The following is a 16,097-nucleotide window of genomic DNA, read 5'->3' on the forward strand; positions in this document are numbered from 1 at the left end:
CTAGTCGAGGAGCTTGTTGACGCGCCGATCGTAGGTGAGGATGCCGTTGAGCTCGCCCTCCACGTCTGAGAGCTGTGTGTATACGTAGCCGGCAAGGCCACGAGGTACGAGCGCCTCGGCTTGCGCGAGCGTCCGTCGCACCGCCTCGCGCCACGCGTCGAGGGCCGCAAAGTTGCCGTAGCCGTAACTGGTCGCCGTGGCAGCGTGTCCTTCGATGCGCTGCGTCCAGCCGCCGAACTCCGATATCACGAACGCTCGACAGCCATGGGCGGCGGCGTAACCCTGAAGCGCACGACGGTCTTGGGCGACGGTAAGCGGGCGGAAGTAGTTGTGGTGCGAAAGGTAGTCCCCGCAATGCTGGTCATACCAGCCGCTTACGGCATCGATAGGGCGTGTCGGATCGAGCCGATGAACCTGCTCGGCGGCCTTGTCTGCATCGAACTGACCCCAGCCTTCGTTGAAGAGCACCCAGGTGACGATGGACGGATGACCGGCGAGCAGCTTGACCATATCAGTGCAGGTCTCGCTCCATTCGGTGCGATATGCCTCGTCATCTGCGGCAAGCGCGCGACGGTGTTTGGGCGTGTCGTCACGGAAGGCGCCCCATGACGCGGAGAACAGCGTGGGCTTGCGGCTTGAATACCATGGGCTATAGGTCTTTCCGCCTGACACCGCATCTTGCCATACGAACATGCCTATACGGTCGCAATGGTAGTACCAGCGCGCCGCCTCGACCTTGATGTGCTTGCGAAGCATATTGAAGCCGGCATCTTTGAGCTGCTGGATGTCGTGGACAAGAGCCTCGTCGGACGGGGCGGTCATGAGGCCGTCGGGCCAGTAACCCTGGTCGAGCACCCCTTTGATGAACAGGGGCTCACCGTTGAGGAAAAAGCGGGAGACGCCTTCACGGTCGCGCCGCACCTCGACAGAGCGAAAGCCGCAGTAGCTGCGTGCGATATCCACGGGGGTTTCACTCGCCTGCGGGATGAGCGTTGCCTGGATACCGTACAGATACGGGTCGTCGGGGCTCCAAAGGTGCGGGTGCTCCACAAGGATGCACCCGCGCGCCCTCCATGCGCTGTGTGCTTGGGCCGCGCGCTCGAACGCAAGGGCGCCACGGGCGACCTCGGCGCCCGTGTGGTCGCTCACGGATACGACGAGCTGTGAATCGTCACCCAGTTGCGCGTTCGGATCGCACGCGAAGGCGTCGACGCGCAACGTTCCATCCGCCGCGCCATTGAGCGTAAGCGACGTCAGGTATGCATCGGGGACGATCTCATACCATACGCTTTGCCAGATTCCGCTTTGAGGCGTGTACCAGATGCCGCTCGCGTCGAGGCGCTGTTTGCCGCGCGGCTGCTTGCCGGCATCGCTGGGATCGTAGACGCAGAGCGCAAGCTCGATGTCGGTAGCGGTAAGAAACGGCGTGATGTCGAGGGAGAAGGGGAGATAGCCACCTTGGTGCGTCGTCGCGATCTGACCGTTTACAAACAGCGCGCAAACCCAATCGACCGCCCCAAAGTGCACGATGAGTCGTTCGCGCGAACCGAGCGCTGGCGTCTCGAAGCTGCGCCGGTACCAAAGCAGTTCGCATGGCGAAAGAACGCGGCCGACACCGGACAGGGGTGCTTCAGGGGAGAACGGCACCGTGATGGTGCTATCGAATCCGTGCGGCATGCGAGCCGCGCGGACGGTCTCGATCGCTTCACGAGCGGTGAGGGCGCGTTCGGGTTTGGCGGAATCGAGTGCGACGAATGCGTATTCCCACGGCCCGTTGAGCGAGGCCCACCGGTCGCGCACGAGGGTGGGGCGGGGGTGTTCCGGTAGAGGGTGGGCGCGATCGAGCTGCTCGCCCCAGGGGGTGGGCAGCTCCGTCAGCTTGCCCGGCTTGGGCGCGACGGCGCTTTTGAGCACGCGGCATACATCGAGCATGGGATTTCCCTTCGGTGGCGCAAGGCGTTCGGTGTGATCGCCTGCTGCCATGGTAGCAGCTCACGCGACGTCGCGCCCACCTGTGATATGCGCGTCTCCGCTGGCAGAAAGGACGGTGCGACTGCCGGATGCGGCAGCGATGCGAGCTCTCGTCTCGGATACAATGCGCGGTAACGATCATTTTCGGCAAAGGAGGAGCCCATGGATCCCAACAAGCGTCCCGACGATATGGTGCGCATCACCACCCCCGATCTGGCTCGCGAGTTTATCGACCAGCAGGTGGCGGCGTGCCGCGAGCAGATCGGCGACAAGAACGTCCTGCTGGCGCTATCCGGCGGCGTTGACTCCTCCGTGGTCGCTGCCCTGCTCATCAAGGCGGTGGGCAAGCAGCTCATCTGCGTGCACGTGAACCACGGCCTCATGCGCAAGGGCGAGTCCGAGCAGGTCATCGACGTGTTCAAGAACCAGATGGATGCGAACCTCGTGTACGTGGACGCGACCGATCGCTTCCTCGACCTGCTTGCCGGCGTCGAGGAGCCCGAGAAGAAGCGCAAGATCATCGGCGCCGAGTTCATCCGTGTGTTCGAGGAGGAGGCCCGCAAGGTCGGCGACCAGGTGAGCTTCCTGGCGCAGGGCACCATCTATCCCGACATCCTCGAGTCCGACGGCGTGAAGGCCCACCACAACGTGGGCGGCCTGCCCGACGACCTGCAGTTCGAGCTCTGCGAGCCCGTGAAGCTGCTTTTCAAGGACGAGGTCCGCGTCGTCGGCCGCGAGCTGGGTCTGCCCGAGTCCATGGTCGAGCGCCAGCCGTTCCCCGGCCCCGGCCTGGGCGTGCGCTGCCTGGGCGCCATCACGCGCGACCGCCTGGCTGCCCTGCGCGAAGCCGACGCCATCCTGCGCGAGGAGTTTGCCGAGGCCGGCCTTGTCGGCAAGGTGTGGCAGTACTTCGTCGTGGTGCCCGACATGCGCGCCACCGGCGTGCGCGACGGCAAGCGCCTCTATGCGTGGCCGGCCATCATCCGCGCCGTCAACACCGTCGACGCCATGACCGCCACGGTGCCTGAGCTCGACTGGGCGCTGCTCAAGAAGATCACCGACCGCATCCTCGCCGAGGTCCCGGGCATCTGCCGCGTCGCCTACGATCTGACGCCGAAACCCTGCGGCACGATCGAATGGGAATAGCTTTTCGCCTGATTTTCTCCAAGACTAGCGGTTTTGCGGCCCCGTTTTCGCCAAATGTGCGGAAACGGGGCCGTGGCTTTTCCGAAATGGGATAGATTTCGGCCGGTCAGGAGCCGGTATTCTAAAAAGGACAAATTGGACTAATTGACACGAACATATGTTCTATATTATGATATGCTTCTCCACAAGGTACGGGAACGACAAGAGCGGCACGGAGGCCCCCAATGGTGCGTGCTTGCGGGCGATCAGGGCTACACGGGTTGATTGCACTTGAAGTTCTCGGACGGTTGCGCGCCTCCGTTTTCCGGCACCCGCAAAGTCCGGAGCTCACATGCTAAACAGGCTTCTGCCGTGAGTGGGACGGAGGGTTCGGTATGGTCAAGAATTCCATCAAGCGATATGACGAGAGCAGTGACGAGCGGGTTTACGTGTCTGTTCGCGAGACGCTGGAGTCTGCGCGCGGTAAGGTGGAGCGTTCCGTCAACAGCGTCATGGTCGAGGCATATTGGGAGATCGGGCGCCAGATTTCCGAGGCAACGGGAGAGCGTGCTGAGTATGGGAAGCACTTGGTGCAGTACCTCGCTGAGAGGTTGACGTCGGAGTACGGAAAGGGGTTTGACTACACCAACCTTACCAACATGAGAAAATTCCACCAAGCTTTTCCGATTCTTGACGCGCTGCGTCAAGAATTGAGCTGGACGCATTATCGCAGGTTGATGCGTATTCCCAACCAGGAGCAGCGCGAGTTCTACATGAACGCTGCTGCTGACGAACACCGGACTTCTCGTCAGCTCGACCATCAAATCGCGACGTTCTACCGCGAGCGCCTGCTTTCCTCGCAGGGCGTCAAGTAACCTGCTTCCCGTGGCGCGACGTGTGTCTGGGGTAATATGGCTCCAGAAAATGAGCAGAGGAGTGTGTCATTATGTCGAAGACGGGCACCACGTCTGGCCCGCGGAAGCCGTTGCTGTCGCTTGCCCCCATGGAGGGGCTGACCGGCCATACGTTCCGTCGAATCCATGCGGAGTGCTTCGGTGCGCTCGACCGCTACTACACGCCGTTTCTCACGCCGCCGCGCGTCGGCAGCTCGTTTGGCAAGCGCGACTGCGGAGAGGTCGATCCAGCCAACAACCAAGGCCTCCATGTCGTTCCACAGCTATTGACGAAGAATGCCGACGAGTTCGTGTGGTCATCCGAGCTTCTGGCGAAGATGGGCTACCGCGAGGTCAACCTGAACGTCGGGTGCCCCTCGGGCACGGTTGTCGGCAAGGGCAGGGGAGCGGGCTTCCTGCGCGATCTGGACGCTCTCGATACGTTTTTGAGCGAGGTGTGCAGCCGGTCGCCTCTTCCGGTGTCGGTCAAGACGCGAATCGGCGTCGCGAACGACGAGGAGTACGGAGCGATTCTCGATGTGTATTGCCGCCATCCGCTGGCGGAGCTCATCGTGCATCCGCGCGTCCGGAAGGACTTCTATCGGGGCAAGCCGCGCTGGGAGCCCTACGGCGAGACCCTGCGTCGCGCGCCGTTTCCCGTAGCGTACAACGGGGATATCTTCACCTGCGGCGACAGGGACGCGCTGCTCGCGGCCTATCCGGAGACGCGCCACGTGATGCTGGGCCGTGGGCTTTTGTACAACCCGGCGCTGGCACGCATGCTGAACGGCGGTCCGGCGCTCATGCTCGCCGAGCTCAAGCGGTTCCATGACAAGCTGTTCGATGCTTATGAGGCGCAGATGGGCGGGAATGCGGTCTTTCGCATGAAGGAGTGGTGGTCCTACGCTCAGCATGCGTTCGATGATCCCGTATCGGTTCACCGGGCTGTCAGAAAGGTTCGCACGGTCGCTGATTACCAGGCTGCCGTGGCAAAGATCTTCGGGTAGCCCGACAAGTTGGCGCCGGGTTCAATCTTGTCGCAATCTTGTCGCTACGCCATGCAGCGGCCGAGTTCGCGCGCGGACCTCGCTGACCTCGGAGATGACCCAGAAGGCGTGCGGATCCGCCGTGTTGATCATCTCGCGCATGGGCCACAGCTTGCGGCGCGGAATCACGCACAGCACGGCCTTGCTGTCGGTGCGCGTATAGCCCTGCTCGATGGGGAGCATCGTGGCGCCAGCGTCCTGTTCGCCAAGAATCAGCTCGCGGATCCGCTCGTATTCGGGCGAGAAGATGAGCAGTTGGACCTGCGAGCGACCGATGACCATGACGCGGTTCATCACGATGGTCAGCAACGACAGCGCGAGGATGCCGAGCAGAATCTGCTCGGAACTGGAAGAATGGTGAGCGGGGACGTCAATTCGCCGGCAGGGTGAGCGAGGCGAAGCGGCGGGCGAACGTGGGGCGCGGTAGACGGGCACTGCGTGTGATGTTTTACCTGCGGCTGACAACAAGGCGTCTCGCCTCTGGTAAGGTTGGCGCAGCGGAAAGCGGAGGAGGAGATCACGTGGCACTGGACGCAGCGCAGACGGCAGGGCATACCGACAACGGCATCATCGCGTTCGAGGGGCTTCCCAACACGCGCGACCTGGGCGGCATGCCCACCTCGGACGGCTGCCGCATCCGTCCGCGCCTGCTGCTTCGCTCCGGTCTGCTCGCGCGGGCGACCGACGGCGATCTTGCGCGCCTGCGCGATGAGTACGACCTGCGGCTCGACATCGACCTGCGCACGAATGACGAGTGCGCCGAGCGCCCCGACCCCATCGATGCGTTTCCGGGTTTGCGCTTCGTCCATCTTCCGGTGTTCGAGGAGGCTGCCTCCGGCGTATCGCGCAGCCAGGCGGACATGGACCGCGTGCGCGCCCAGGTGGCGCGCGGCGCGGCCGAACCGTCCGAGCTGATGATCACCCTCTATCCGCACATGCTGCTCGACGATTGCGGCATCGAGGCGTACACGGCGTTTTTCCGCGAGATTCTGGCGTGCACCGAAGGGGCGGCCCTGTGGCACTGCACCGCGGGCAAGGATCGCTGCGGCATGGCGAGCGTTTTCATCGAATGCGCCCTCGGGGTGCCTTGGGAGGTCATCGAGGCGGACTATATGGCGACGAATCGCTTCTACGGCATTGCCGTTGAGGACGGGATTCCCGCAGACCCCTTCGAGGGCGTGGACCGGCGCTATCTTGCAGCGGCGAAGGATGCTGTGGACCGGGAGTTCGGAGGAATGCTCGGCTACATCGAGCGGGCGCTCGGCGTCGATGCCGCCGCCCGTGCCGAACTTCGTGACCGCTACCTCGGCGAATAGCGCGAACACAAGCGTCAGACAAGGACGGGCCGCATAGGTTCGATCGCGCACGAGCCGGGTGTCGTGGCCCTCACTGAGCGCCAGGCTCCTCGCCGTCCGCTGACTCTGGAGTCCATGCGAACCGTTGGCTGAACCGCCCTGCGGGCGGGCCCTCCTATGGAACAATAGGGTTCGTTTTGTTTTGCCTACAAGGAGGATGCATGCCCGCGCGGTTCCTGTCTGCCTTCATCTCGCTGTTGCTCGCTTTGGCGCTTTCTGCCTGCGGGCAGGCTGCTTCGCAATCCGGCTCGTATGTCGAGCTGTCCGACGAGCCGTCCGTCGAGCAGGCGTCATTTACCGAAGAGGAAATCGCGTACGCCGAGGACAACCTTGGGTACGAATCGTACAGCGACCTGGACGGCCTGGGCCGTTGCGGCGAGGCCGAGGCATGTCTGGGTCCTGAGACCATCCCCGATTACGGCGAGGAGCGCGAGAGCATCAGCGAGGTGCATCCGTCGGGCTGGCACTCCATCCGCTACGATTTCGTCGAGGGCGAGTCGCTCTACAACCGCAGCCATCTGATCGGCTGGGCGCTGTCGGCCGAAAACGCCAACGAGCGCAACCTGGTGACGGGCACGCGCTACATGAACGCCGACGTCATGCGCATCTATGAGGAAGAGGTCGCGGGCTACATCTACGACACTGACAACCACGTGCTCTACCGCTCGACGCCGGTGTTCGAGGGCGATGAGCTCGTGTGCCGCGGAGTTCAGGTCGAGGCCTATTCGCTTGAGGACGACGGCCGGGGCATCGATTATTCCGTGTGGTGCCCCAACGTGCAGCCCGGTGTCGAGATCGACTACGCCACCGGCGACGCGCGCCTTGCCGACGAGGACGCCCAGGCTGCCGAGGATGCGGCATCGGGCGAAGTCGGGTCGTACATCCTGAACACCAACTCCCATAAGGTTCACGATCCCGCCTGTCCCGGTGCGGAGGATATCGCTCCGTCGAACCGCAAGGAGTTCACCGGCTCGCTCGACCAGGCCGAAGACGTGGGCTACGCTCCATGCGGCCAGTGCCTTGGCTGATTGCCTTCGGATTTGAACCGTTGAGCCCGCGTCAGCGCCGCCGCTTTCGCGGCGTCGCCGTGACCCATTCGTGTTCATTCTCGCGGCACCTTGTATAATCTGCGATTTTGCCCGCGCGGGAAGGCTCGGCATTCTATACTATGCGAGTTCGCTAAAACCTATCAGGAGGGCATGGTATGGGCGGATTCTTTGGTGCGGCGTCTAAGCGCGACGTCGTGCTCGATGTGTTCTTTGGCGTCGACTATCACTCCCACCTCGGCACGCGTCGTGCCGGCATGGTGTTCTGCGAGGGCACCGGAGGGTTCCAGAAGGAGATCCACTCGATCGAGAACACGCCGTTCCGCTCGCGTTTCGATGCGGACCTTGCCCGCTTCCACGGCACGAGCGGCATCGGCTGCATCAGCGATACCGACCCTCAGCCGCTTTTGGTGCGCTCGCACCACGGTGTGTTCGCCATCACCACCGTCGGCATCATCAACAACGCCAACCAACTCATCGAGCAGTACTTCGAGCAGGGCGGTGCCCAGTTCATGGCGATGAGCTCCGGCGCGGTGAACAACACCGAGCTCGTGGCGGCGCTCATCAACCAGAAAGAGGACCTCGTCGAGGGCATCATGTTTGCCCAGCGCGCGGTCGAGGGCTCGCTCACGCTGCTCGTCATGACCGAGGACGGCACGATTTTCGCGGCGCGTGACCGCATGGGTCGCCTCCCCGTGCTGATCGGCCGCGACCTCGAGGGCAACGGCTACTGCATCTCCTTCGAGTCGTTCGTCTACCACAAGCTCGGCTATGAGGATTCCTACGAGCTCGGTCCCGGCGAGATCGTGCGCATCACCGCCGAGGGTTATGAGACGGTGGCCCCCGCGGGCGACCAGATGAAGATCTGCGCGTTCCTGTGGGTGTACTACGGATACCCCAACTCCAACTACGAGGGCAAGAACGTCGAGGTCATGCGCTATCGCAACGGCCAAATCATGGCGCGCGACGAGGCGGCTGCCGGCACGCTGCCCGACGTCGACTACGTTGCGGGCGTGCCCGATTCGGGCCTGCCGCACGCAATCGGCTACGCCAACGAGTGCGGCGCCACGTTCGCCCGTCCGTTCATCAAGTACACGCCCACGTGGTCGCGCTCGTTCATGCCGGCCAACCAGAGCGTGCGCAATCGCATCGCCGAGATGAAGCAGATCCCCGTGCCCGAGCTCATCAACGGCAAGAAGCTCCTGTTCGTGGACGATTCCATCGTGCGCGGCACGCAGCTCGGCAAGACCGTCAACTTCCTGTACGAGGCGGGCGCCAAAGAGGTGCACATGCGCTCCGCATGCCCGCCCATCATGTTCAGCTGCAAGTATCTGTCGTTCTCGCGCGGCAAGTCCGATATGGACCTCATCGCTCGCCGCGTGGTGCGCGAGCTCGAGGGCCCCGAGGGCGACAAGCACCTCGACGAGTACGCCGACAGCTCGACCGAGCGCGGCGGCTGCATGCTGCGCCGCATCTGCGAGCAGCTGGGCTTCGACAGCCTGGGCTACCAGTCGCTGCCCGGCATGCTCGAGGCCATCGGTATCGACCCCACCAAGGTCTGCACGTACTGCTGGGACGGCAAGGAGTAGATCGCTTCGATTCGCCTCAGCGACGGTTGCGGCACCCGTAGATTTCGAAAACCCCGTTTAGGGTTCGGTTTTGAGGCGCCCGGTCGAGTAGGCTGGGCGCTTGCTGTAAAGAACCTGCAGGTAGAAGCGATGCGAGCATTCGGTCTACGTGGAGGCACGCCGCAAAATCGCACCCTAAACGGGGGTAGCGTTTCCGGCTGGTGGGCAGATAATATAAAACATTACAAGCGAGCGGGGCGTCCGGTTCACCCGGACGCCCCGCTCGCTCAAGCTGCGCATCGTTCCGTGCGCCGCGTGCTGCCTATTCCATTCCGGGAAACCCGGTCTGTCGCAAGGCTTCATACAGCACGATGGCGGCGGCGTTCGAGAGGTTGAGCGCGCTGATGCGGTAGTCGCGCACGTCGACGAAATTGCCGCAGATGTCCTGCCTGAGCAGGGGAGAGGCGTCCTCGTCGCCGTCGGGATGGAGCGTGCGGTCGCGCGCTTCCCAAGCGTCGCGATTGGCGAGGGAGGTGCGGTCGGCGAGCATGGGGATTCGCTCGCAGCGTGCGGGGGCAAGCGCGAGCACGTCCTCCGGGATGCCGGAGCTCTCACTGCCGAATACGAGGTAGTCGCCATCGCGATACGTGCTTTCGGCGTAGGTGCGTCGCGCCTTCTTGGTGAGCAGGTGCAGTCTGGGGTCGTTGCCGTCCGGCGCGAGCCCACAGCGTGCAAGAAAATCATCCCAGCTGGCATACACCGTCACATCGAGGTTTTCCCAGTAGCCAAGGCCCGCTCGATGCAGCATGCGGTGGTCGAGCGAAAAGCCGATCGGCTCGACCAGATGAAGCCGGGCGCCGGCAACCACGCAGGTCCTGCCGATATTGCCGGTGTTGGCGGGGATCTCCGGTCCCGCGAGGACCACGTTGAGCATGCCTTCTCCTCTCTTGCGCGCCGCGCCGTGTTGGCGGGAACCCGCCGTATCGCGCATGCGCTGCCGACCATGATATACATATCCCGTGCATGCGTGTCGTTTGCCGCCGTCTTACGATACTATCGTGTGGCGCGCTGAGCGCATACACCTATATGCCTACCGAAGGGATGACCCTCATGATCAAGGAGCTCGTGAACGACGACGCCATCCTCTCTCAGCCCTGCGAGAAGGCGACCGCCGAGGACGCGGCGATCGCTCAGGACCTGCTCGACACCATGGCGGCGACCGAGGACGCCGCCTGCCTGGCCGCCAATCAGATCGGCGTCGCCAAGGCCATCGTCGCCTATACGGACGACAGCGGCGCCGCGCACGTCATGTACAACCCCAAGCTGCTGCTCGGCCTCGGCGCGTACAAGGCGGTCGAGCGCTGCCTGTCGCACGATGACGACTTCAAGGTCACGCGCTTTGCCAAGGCCAAGGTAAGCTACGACGAGCTGGTCGACGGCGAGCTCAAGCCGCGCCGCCGCGACTTCACCGGCTGGGTCGCCCAGATGGTCCAGCACATGATCGACCACTGCAACGGCAAGCTGGTCTAAGCCGATCCATGAGGTTTCTGCTCAACTTTACCGATGAGTTTGCGCTGGCGATCGGCCTGTGGCCGGTCGCCTCGTTTGTGCTCACCCTCCCTATCCTGGCCTATCTGTACCATCGCGACGGAAAGCTGCGCGCCTGGTCGGCGGTAAGCGTCTACCTGGCCGTGCTCTATGTGCTGTCGCTCGCGTGCTTCACGCTCTACCCGTTGCCGAGCGGCACGTCGGGGCCGGGTATCACCTACGGTATCGCCCCTCAGCTGAATCCCTTGCGCTTCGTGGACGACCTGCGCTACGGAGGTCCCGCGGCGCTGTTCCAGATCCTCGCGAACGTCGTGTTCTTCATGCCGTTCGGCTTCTTTTGCCACCGTGTCTTCCGCCGCGGGTTCATCGCGTCGGCGGTCATCGGCTTCCTGGCGTCGCTCGCTATCGAGACCACGCAGCTCACGGGTATCTACGGGCTGTATCCGTACGCCTATCGCACGTTTGATATCAACGACCTCATGTGGAACACGGGCGGTGCGGTCATTGGCTGGGCCGCCGCTGCGCTCATCGCCTTTGCCCTGCCGGTCGATCCCGAGGCCGACGATGATGACGTCACCGAGAAACCCGGTCTCGTGCGCCGCCTGGTTGCCCTGCTGCTCGATCTCATCCTGATCGTTGCGGCGACGGCGATCATGACGGCGGTCGCCATCTTCGCCTCCTCGCTGACGCAGCCCGGGGCGAGTCTGCCGCTGGCCGTTCCGTGCATCCTGCTCGCCGTGTCCTACCTGGTGGTGGAGGGCATCGTGCCCTGGCTGCGCGACGGTCGCACGCCCGGGTCGGGCTTTGTCCACATGACCTGCGAGACGCGTCCGCGCTTCGGCTTTCGTCGCGTGCGCTTCTATGTGGCGCGCCTCGTATTGCTCGCGGTGTTCATCGCGCTTCCTCCCGTCGGCATCGTGACGCTCGCGCTGTACTATCCGCGGCGCCATCGCCTGCCGTACGACGCCATCTAGAACGCTGCGACATCAGGCCACAAGGGCCCAGACGACCGCGATCACGACGGCTGGCAACATGTTCGCCGGCTTGAAGGTCTTCTCCCAGATGAGGTTCACGCCCACGCAGAAGATGAGCATCGACCCTACCAGCGAGAGGTTGGCGAGCGCCGCCTCGGTCATGATGGGGCGCAAAGGCAGCGCGAGCAGGGTGATGCTGCCTTGAATCACGGCGACGGGCAGGGCGGAGAACACGCAGCCGCGGCCCAGCGATGCGCTCATCACGCAGACGATGACCGCATCGAGCGCGCCTTTGAGGGCGAGGGTCGACCAGTCGCCCAGGATGCCGTCTTGAATCGAGCCGACGATCGCCATCGCCCCGATGCCGACGGTGAGCGATGTCGACACGAAGCCGTTGACGAAGCTCGCGTCGTCGTCGCTTCCCGTCTTGCGCTTGAGCCATATGCCGAGCTGCTCGAAGCGGTCGTCAAGGTCGATGGCCTCGCCGATGGCGGCGCCCAGCGCAAACGAGACGATCATCATCGCGGTTCCCCCGCTTGTCAGATGGTCCCCCTCGACGGCGAGCATCTGCTCGAGCGTGCCGGCGAGCCCCACGAACAGGATGCACAGGCCGGTTGCCTTCATGATCGTGTCCTGCATGCGCGGCACGAGGAAGCGGCCACCGCACAGGCCGACGGTGCCGCCCGCGATGATGCAGGCGACGTTGATGAGCGTTCCCAATCCGATGATCATATGAATCCGGCTCCGCCAAGATGTGCGGTCGGGCCGCGCGGCGCGCGACGCCGACGATAGTTGTTCGACGATGGCATCGTAGCAGACCGGAGCGCGCTCGCAAGGGATGTGCCGCGCTCGATCGCCCGACGCCGGCGATGTCGCATAGGTTACGAGCCTGTCAACACGGGGCAGCGTGCGGACGGGGTGCCGGGACGTTCGCTATAGTTGATTCGGATTTGCTTTATCGCACTAAAGAAGGACCGCTTATGGTTGCCCTCATACCTATGGATACCGAGCACGAGGCCTATCTGCGCGACGAGTCGCGCAGCACCGGCTCGGCCGATTCCATCTCGTTCCCGCGCGACGAGGCGGAGATCGTCGCGGTGCTTCAGCGCATCCGCGAGGCTGCCGGCGATGGGGCTCCCGCACCCGTGACGGTGCAGGGTGCGCGCACGGGCTTGGCGGCGGGAGCCGTTCCGGGCGGCGGACACGTGATGAACCTGTCGCGCGCCAACCGGTATCTGGGGCTGCGTGTGGATGAGGACGGGGTGTATTGCCTGCGCGTCCAACCCGGGGTCGTCCTGGCGGAGCTGCGCCGTCATCTGGCGGACAAGTCGCTTCCCGTGCACGGGTGGAGTTCCGATGACCTGCGCGCCCTCGAGCGCATGTACGCGGGGCCCGAGCAGTTCTTTCCCACCGATCCCACGGAGACCTCCGCGTGCCTCGGAGGCATGGCGGCCTGCAACGCTTCGGGTGCGCGCAGCTTTCGCTACGGCCCCATGCGCCCCCACATCCGCGGGATGCGCGTCGTGCTCGCCGACGGCGACGTCATCGCGCTGCGTCGAGGGGAGGTGCGCGCCTGCGGCAGACGCCTGCGGCTCCAGACGGAGTCGGGAAGAAAGCTCGACCTGTCGCTTCCGACCTACGATATGCCGCAGGCCAAAAACGCATCCGGCTACTACATCGCTGACGATATGGACGCGATCGACCTGTTCATCGGGTCGGACGGCACGCTCGGTATCATCAGCGAGCTCGAGCTCGCCTTATCGCCGGTACCCGCCTTCACCTGGGGCGTCAGCTGCTTTCTTGCCGATGAGCGGGCGGCCTGCGAGGTGACCGAGGCGGTTCGCGCATCCATTTCGGATACGACGGCGATCGAGTATTTCGACGCCGACGCCCTCGACATCCTGCGTCGCCAGCGCGCTCTCGGTGCGGCGTTCTCGGCGCTGCCCCCGCTCGCTGATGCTTGGTCGTGCTGCGTCTATGTCGAGCTGTCCTGCGCCGAGCGCGAGCGCGCCCTCAGCGACCTCGCGCTGCTCGGGAAGATCCTTGTCGCGCACGGCGGCAGCGTCGCCGACACGTGGGTGGCGAGGACCGATACAGACCGCGAGACGCTGCGCTTCTTCCGTCATGCGGTGCCGGAAAGCGTCAACATGCTCATCGACGAGCGACGCCGCACCGATCCGGCGATCACCAAGCTCGGCAGCGACATGTCGGTACCCGACGGGCGCCTCCATGACGTGATAGCGCTCTACCGCTCGACGCTTGCGGACGCGGGTCTCGAGTCGGCGGCGTGGGGGCATATCGGCGACAACCACCTGCACGTGAACATCCTGCCGCGCTCGATGGAGGACTATGCGGCGGGCAAGCGTCTCTTCGCGCGCTGGGCCGCCGAGGTCTCGCGGATGGGGGGTGCCGTCTCGGCAGAGCACGGCGTCGGCAAGCTCAAGCGCGATTTTCTTGCGACCATGTACGGCGAGGAACATGTGCGCGAGATGGCGCAGCTCAAACGGCAGCTCGATCCGTGGTGTCAGCTGGGACAGGGCAATCTGTTCGATGTCGAGCTCGCGAGGGGAGGCGATCGGGCATGAACATCGTCGTGTGCGCAAAGGCGGTTCCCTCGTCGACGGAAGTCAAGATGGATCCGCAGACCAACACCATCGTGCGCGACGGGCGCGCGGCGGTCGTCAACCCGTTTGACGCCACCGCGCTCGAGCTCGCCCTGCGCATCAAGAAGATGCGGGCGCAAAAGGGCGATCCGACGACCGTCACGGTGCTGTCCATGGGCATTCCCGCTACCCAGGATTTGCTGCGCGACTGCATCGCACGGGGTGCGGACGGCGCGCTGCTGCTGTCTGACCGGGCGTTCGCGGGTGCCGATACGCTGGCTACGACGCATGCCCTGTTCTGCGGGCTTCGCAAGATCGGCGACGTCGGCCTTGTCCTGTGCGGCAAGATGGCCGTCGATGGCGATACGGCGCAGATCGGACCGGAACTCGCCGGCGCGCTCGATGTGCCCTGCGTCGCCGACGTGGGTGAGCTCGTGCGTGTCGATGAGGAGCGCATCGCCGCCTGGCATGCCACGGACGAGGGGCGCGAGCTGGTCGAGGTCGGGCTGCCTGCGGTGCTGACGATCTCGAAAGACGCGGCGTCCCTGCGCATGCCGAGTATCGAGGGCGTGCTTCATGCGGAGCAGGCGCACATCGCGGTGATGACGGCGGCCGATGCCGGGGTCGATGTTTCTCGTATCGGCCTTGCAGGATCGCCGACCCAGGTCGTGCGTTCGTTTGTGCCCGAGCGAGCGGTCGAGGCCTGTGAGATCTCGGGCACTGTCGGTGAGCAGGCGACGCGCGTCGCCGCCCTGATCGAGGAGGCGATGCGATGAGCGGACTTACGGTCGATCGCGCGGCGTGCATCGGCTGCGGGCGCTGCGTGCGCGCCTGCGTGCACGCAGGCATCGAGCTCGTGTGGGACGGACCGCGCAAATTCGCGTGCGCGACCGATGCGTGCGTGCTGTGCGCCTCGTGCATCGATGCCTGCCCGGTCGATGCGATCTCTATCCACAAGGACGTGTCCGCCGACGCATGCGATCTGTCGTCGTTCCACGACATCTTGGTGGTCGCGCAATGCGGGGCGGATGGCGCTGTCCTCCCGGTGACGTTCGAGCTGGTCGGGCGCGCGCGTGAGCTTGCCGATATCCGCGGATGCCGCGTAGCCGTTGTACTGGGGCAGCGTGCGGGGGCGGCGGGCGCGGACGGCGCCGGGCAGCTTATCGCTGCCGGTGCGGACGAGGTGCTGCGCTGTTGCGACGAGCGTTTGAACCACTTGGACGCCGAGGTGTACGCACGCTGGATCTGCCAGCTCATCGATGCGGCGCGCCCCGAGGCCGTGCTGTTCGGGGCGACGGCGTTCGGTCGCGAGCTGGCACCAGCCGTCGCGGTCAGGATTCAGACGGGTCTGACCGCCGATTGCACCGTCTTGGAGCTCGACGAGAAGACGGGGCTGTTGCAGCAGACGCGCCCGGCGTTCGGCGGCAACCTCATGGCCACCATCGTGTGCCCCGACCACCGTCCCCAGATGGCAAGCGTGCGCCCGGGTATCTTCGCCGCACCCGAGCCCGATTGGGCAAGACGGGGCACGGTGAGCGATGTTACCCTCGATGCGACGATTGAGCCGCGCGTGCGCGTGCTCGAGACGAAGCCCCTCCATTCCGACCTATCGCTTGCCGATGCGGATTGCCTGCTGGTCATCGGGCGCGGCATCGGCAGCAAAAAGCACGTGCCGCTGATGCGCAAGCTCGCCGAGCATCTCGGTGCCGAGCTCGGCTGCACCCGCCCGCTCGTCGAGGCGGGATGGCTCGACTACGCCCATCAGGTGGGACAGACCGGCGTCTCGGTGGCCCCGCGCGTCCTGTTGAGCCTCGGGGTGTCGGGTGCCATCCAGCACCTTGCGGGTATCTCCGGTGCGCAGACCATTATCGCGGTCAACGAGGATCCCGACGCGCCGATCTTCGGCGTGGCGCACTACCGCGTCGTCGCCGACTGCGTGGAGTTCGCGTCCGCGCTGCTCGGATAGGG

15 protein-coding genes are annotated in these 16,097 nt (G+C 64.6%); 11 read left to right on the forward strand and 4 right to left on the reverse strand.

Going from position 1 to position 16,097, the window contains the following annotated elements:
• A complete protein-coding gene (locus tag QUW00_RS05060) occupies window positions 1-1,932 on the reverse strand; it encodes a glycoside hydrolase family 2 protein (RefSeq protein WP_289613300.1) in 1,932 nt (643 codons plus the stop codon).
• Window positions 1,933-2,133: 201 nt separating this feature from the next.
• Between QUW00_RS05060 and guaA the strand changes: the two genes are divergently transcribed.
• The 3 genes from guaA (at window position 2,134) to QUW00_RS05075 (ending at window position 4,996) form a co-directional block, all read left to right on the forward strand.
• Window positions 2,134-3,117, forward strand: coding sequence for a glutamine-hydrolyzing GMP synthase (guaA, locus tag QUW00_RS05065; protein ID WP_289613301.1), 984 nt, complete (start codon window positions 2,134-2,136; stop codon window positions 3,115-3,117).
• Between the two features lie 374 nt (window positions 3,118-3,491).
• A complete protein-coding gene (locus tag QUW00_RS05070; protein ID WP_289613302.1) occupies window positions 3,492-3,971 on the forward strand; it encodes a DUF1016 N-terminal domain-containing protein in 480 nt (159 codons plus the stop codon).
• Between the two features lie 71 nt (window positions 3,972-4,042).
• Window positions 4,043-4,996 (forward strand): tRNA dihydrouridine synthase, encoded by a 954-nt coding sequence (locus QUW00_RS05075; RefSeq protein ID WP_289613303.1) that lies wholly within the window; start codon window positions 4,043-4,045, stop codon window positions 4,994-4,996.
• 21 nt (window positions 4,997-5,017) lie between these two features.
• Here the strand turns inward: QUW00_RS05075 and QUW00_RS05080 are convergent, their stop codons facing one another.
• Complete coding sequence (locus QUW00_RS05080) at window positions 5,018-5,503, reverse strand: YitT family protein (RefSeq protein WP_289613304.1); 486 nt, start codon at window positions 5,501-5,503, stop codon at window positions 5,018-5,020.
• Between the two features lie 53 nt (window positions 5,504-5,556).
• On the opposite strand from QUW00_RS05080, the gene QUW00_RS05085 reads away from it, so the two are divergent.
• From QUW00_RS05085 to QUW00_RS05095, 3 genes are all read left to right on the forward strand, one after another.
• Window positions 5,557-6,351, forward strand: coding sequence for a tyrosine-protein phosphatase (locus QUW00_RS05085; protein WP_289613305.1), 795 nt, complete (start codon window positions 5,557-5,559; stop codon window positions 6,349-6,351).
• Window positions 6,352-6,551: 200 nt separating this feature from the next.
• Window positions 6,552-7,418, forward strand: coding sequence for a DNA/RNA non-specific endonuclease (locus QUW00_RS05090; protein WP_289613306.1), 867 nt, complete (start codon window positions 6,552-6,554; stop codon window positions 7,416-7,418).
• A 176-nt stretch (window positions 7,419-7,594) separates the two neighbouring features.
• Window positions 7,595-9,025 carry an amidophosphoribosyltransferase gene (locus QUW00_RS05095; RefSeq protein WP_289613307.1) on the forward strand — a complete coding sequence of 477 codons (1,431 nt, stop codon included), beginning with the start codon at window positions 7,595-7,597 and terminating at the stop codon, window positions 9,023-9,025.
• 301 nt (window positions 9,026-9,326) lie between these two features.
• On the opposite strand, the gene QUW00_RS05100 is transcribed toward QUW00_RS05095, so the two are convergent.
• On the reverse strand, window positions 9,327-9,938 hold the full coding sequence (locus QUW00_RS05100) for a tRNA (cytidine(34)-2'-O)-methyltransferase (protein ID WP_289613308.1): 612 nt from the start codon (window positions 9,936-9,938) through the stop codon (window positions 9,327-9,329).
• A gap of 176 nt (window positions 9,939-10,114) precedes the next feature.
• Here QUW00_RS05100 and QUW00_RS05105 point away from each other — a divergent pair, with 176 nt between their 5' ends.
• Together QUW00_RS05105 and QUW00_RS05110 are read left to right on the forward strand one after the other, a co-directional pair.
• Window positions 10,115-10,534, forward strand: coding sequence for a peptide deformylase (locus QUW00_RS05105; RefSeq protein WP_289613309.1), 420 nt, complete (start codon window positions 10,115-10,117; stop codon window positions 10,532-10,534).
• Between the two features lie 8 nt (window positions 10,535-10,542).
• Window positions 10,543-11,526: a VanZ family protein gene (locus tag QUW00_RS05110; protein WP_289613310.1), complete on the forward strand. Its 984-nt coding sequence runs from the start codon at window positions 10,543-10,545 to the stop codon at window positions 11,524-11,526.
• Window positions 11,527-11,538: 12 nt separating this feature from the next.
• Here the strand turns inward: QUW00_RS05110 and QUW00_RS05115 are convergent, their stop codons facing one another.
• The gene (locus tag QUW00_RS05115; RefSeq protein WP_289613311.1) at window positions 11,539-12,258 is read right to left on the reverse strand and encodes a DUF554 domain-containing protein; all 720 of its coding nucleotides are present in this window, start codon (window positions 12,256-12,258) and stop codon (window positions 11,539-11,541) included.
• A 248-nt stretch (window positions 12,259-12,506) separates the two neighbouring features.
• Between QUW00_RS05115 and QUW00_RS05120 the strand changes: the two genes are divergently transcribed.
• The 3 genes from QUW00_RS05120 to QUW00_RS05130 are packed head-to-tail and all read left to right on the forward strand — an operon-like array spanning window position 12,507 to window position 16,095.
• Window positions 12,507-14,111: an FAD-binding oxidoreductase gene (locus QUW00_RS05120; protein WP_289613312.1), complete on the forward strand. Its 1,605-nt coding sequence runs from the start codon at window positions 12,507-12,509 to the stop codon at window positions 14,109-14,111.
• Window positions 14,108-14,905 (forward strand): electron transfer flavoprotein subunit beta/FixA family protein, encoded by a 798-nt coding sequence (locus QUW00_RS05125; protein WP_289613313.1) that lies wholly within the window; start codon window positions 14,108-14,110, stop codon window positions 14,903-14,905. Before QUW00_RS05120 ends, QUW00_RS05125 begins: the two co-directional genes overlap by 4 nt.
• Window positions 14,902-16,095 carry an FAD-binding protein gene (locus tag QUW00_RS05130; RefSeq protein ID WP_289613314.1) on the forward strand — a complete coding sequence of 398 codons (1,194 nt, stop codon included), beginning with the start codon at window positions 14,902-14,904 and terminating at the stop codon, window positions 16,093-16,095. The genes QUW00_RS05125 and QUW00_RS05130 overlap by 4 nt, the downstream gene beginning before the upstream one ends.
• The last annotated feature ends 2 nt before the right edge of the window (window positions 16,096-16,097 follow it).

Origin of the sequence: Collinsella tanakaei (genome assembly GCF_030373545.1) — a bacterium.
In the GTDB taxonomy this organism is placed as follows: Bacteria; Actinomycetota; Coriobacteriia; order Coriobacteriales; family Coriobacteriaceae; genus Collinsella; species Collinsella tanakaei_C.

Bases quoted from the DNA above. Each gene is read 5' to 3' on its own strand.
- QUW00_RS05060 (WP_289613300.1), bottom strand. From the start codon at position 1,932: ATGCTCGATGTATGCCGCGTGCTCAAAAGCGCCGTCGCGCCCAAGCCG.
- guaA (WP_289613301.1), top strand. From the start codon at position 2,134: ATGGATCCCAACAAGCGTCCCGACGATATGGTGCGCATCACCACCCCC.
- QUW00_RS05070 (WP_289613302.1), top strand. From the start codon at position 3,492: ATGGTCAAGAATTCCATCAAGCGATATGACGAGAGCAGTGACGAGCGG.
- QUW00_RS05075 (WP_289613303.1), top strand. From the start codon at position 4,043: ATGTCGAAGACGGGCACCACGTCTGGCCCGCGGAAGCCGTTGCTGTCG.
- QUW00_RS05090 (WP_289613306.1), top strand. From the start codon at position 6,552: ATGCCCGCGCGGTTCCTGTCTGCCTTCATCTCGCTGTTGCTCGCTTTG.
- QUW00_RS05095 (WP_289613307.1), top strand. From the start codon at position 7,595: ATGGGCGGATTCTTTGGTGCGGCGTCTAAGCGCGACGTCGTGCTCGAT.
- QUW00_RS05100 (WP_289613308.1), bottom strand. From the start codon at position 9,938: ATGCTCAACGTGGTCCTCGCGGGACCGGAGATCCCCGCCAACACCGGC.
- QUW00_RS05105 (WP_289613309.1), top strand. From the start codon at position 10,115: ATGATCAAGGAGCTCGTGAACGACGACGCCATCCTCTCTCAGCCCTGC.
- QUW00_RS05110 (WP_289613310.1), top strand. From the start codon at position 10,543: ATGAGGTTTCTGCTCAACTTTACCGATGAGTTTGCGCTGGCGATCGGC.
- QUW00_RS05115 (WP_289613311.1), bottom strand. From the start codon at position 12,258: ATGATCATCGGATTGGGAACGCTCATCAACGTCGCCTGCATCATCGCG.
- QUW00_RS05120 (WP_289613312.1), top strand. From the start codon at position 12,507: ATGGTTGCCCTCATACCTATGGATACCGAGCACGAGGCCTATCTGCGC.
- QUW00_RS05125 (WP_289613313.1), top strand. From the start codon at position 14,108: ATGAACATCGTCGTGTGCGCAAAGGCGGTTCCCTCGTCGACGGAAGTC.
- QUW00_RS05130 (WP_289613314.1), top strand. From the start codon at position 14,902: ATGAGCGGACTTACGGTCGATCGCGCGGCGTGCATCGGCTGCGGGCGC.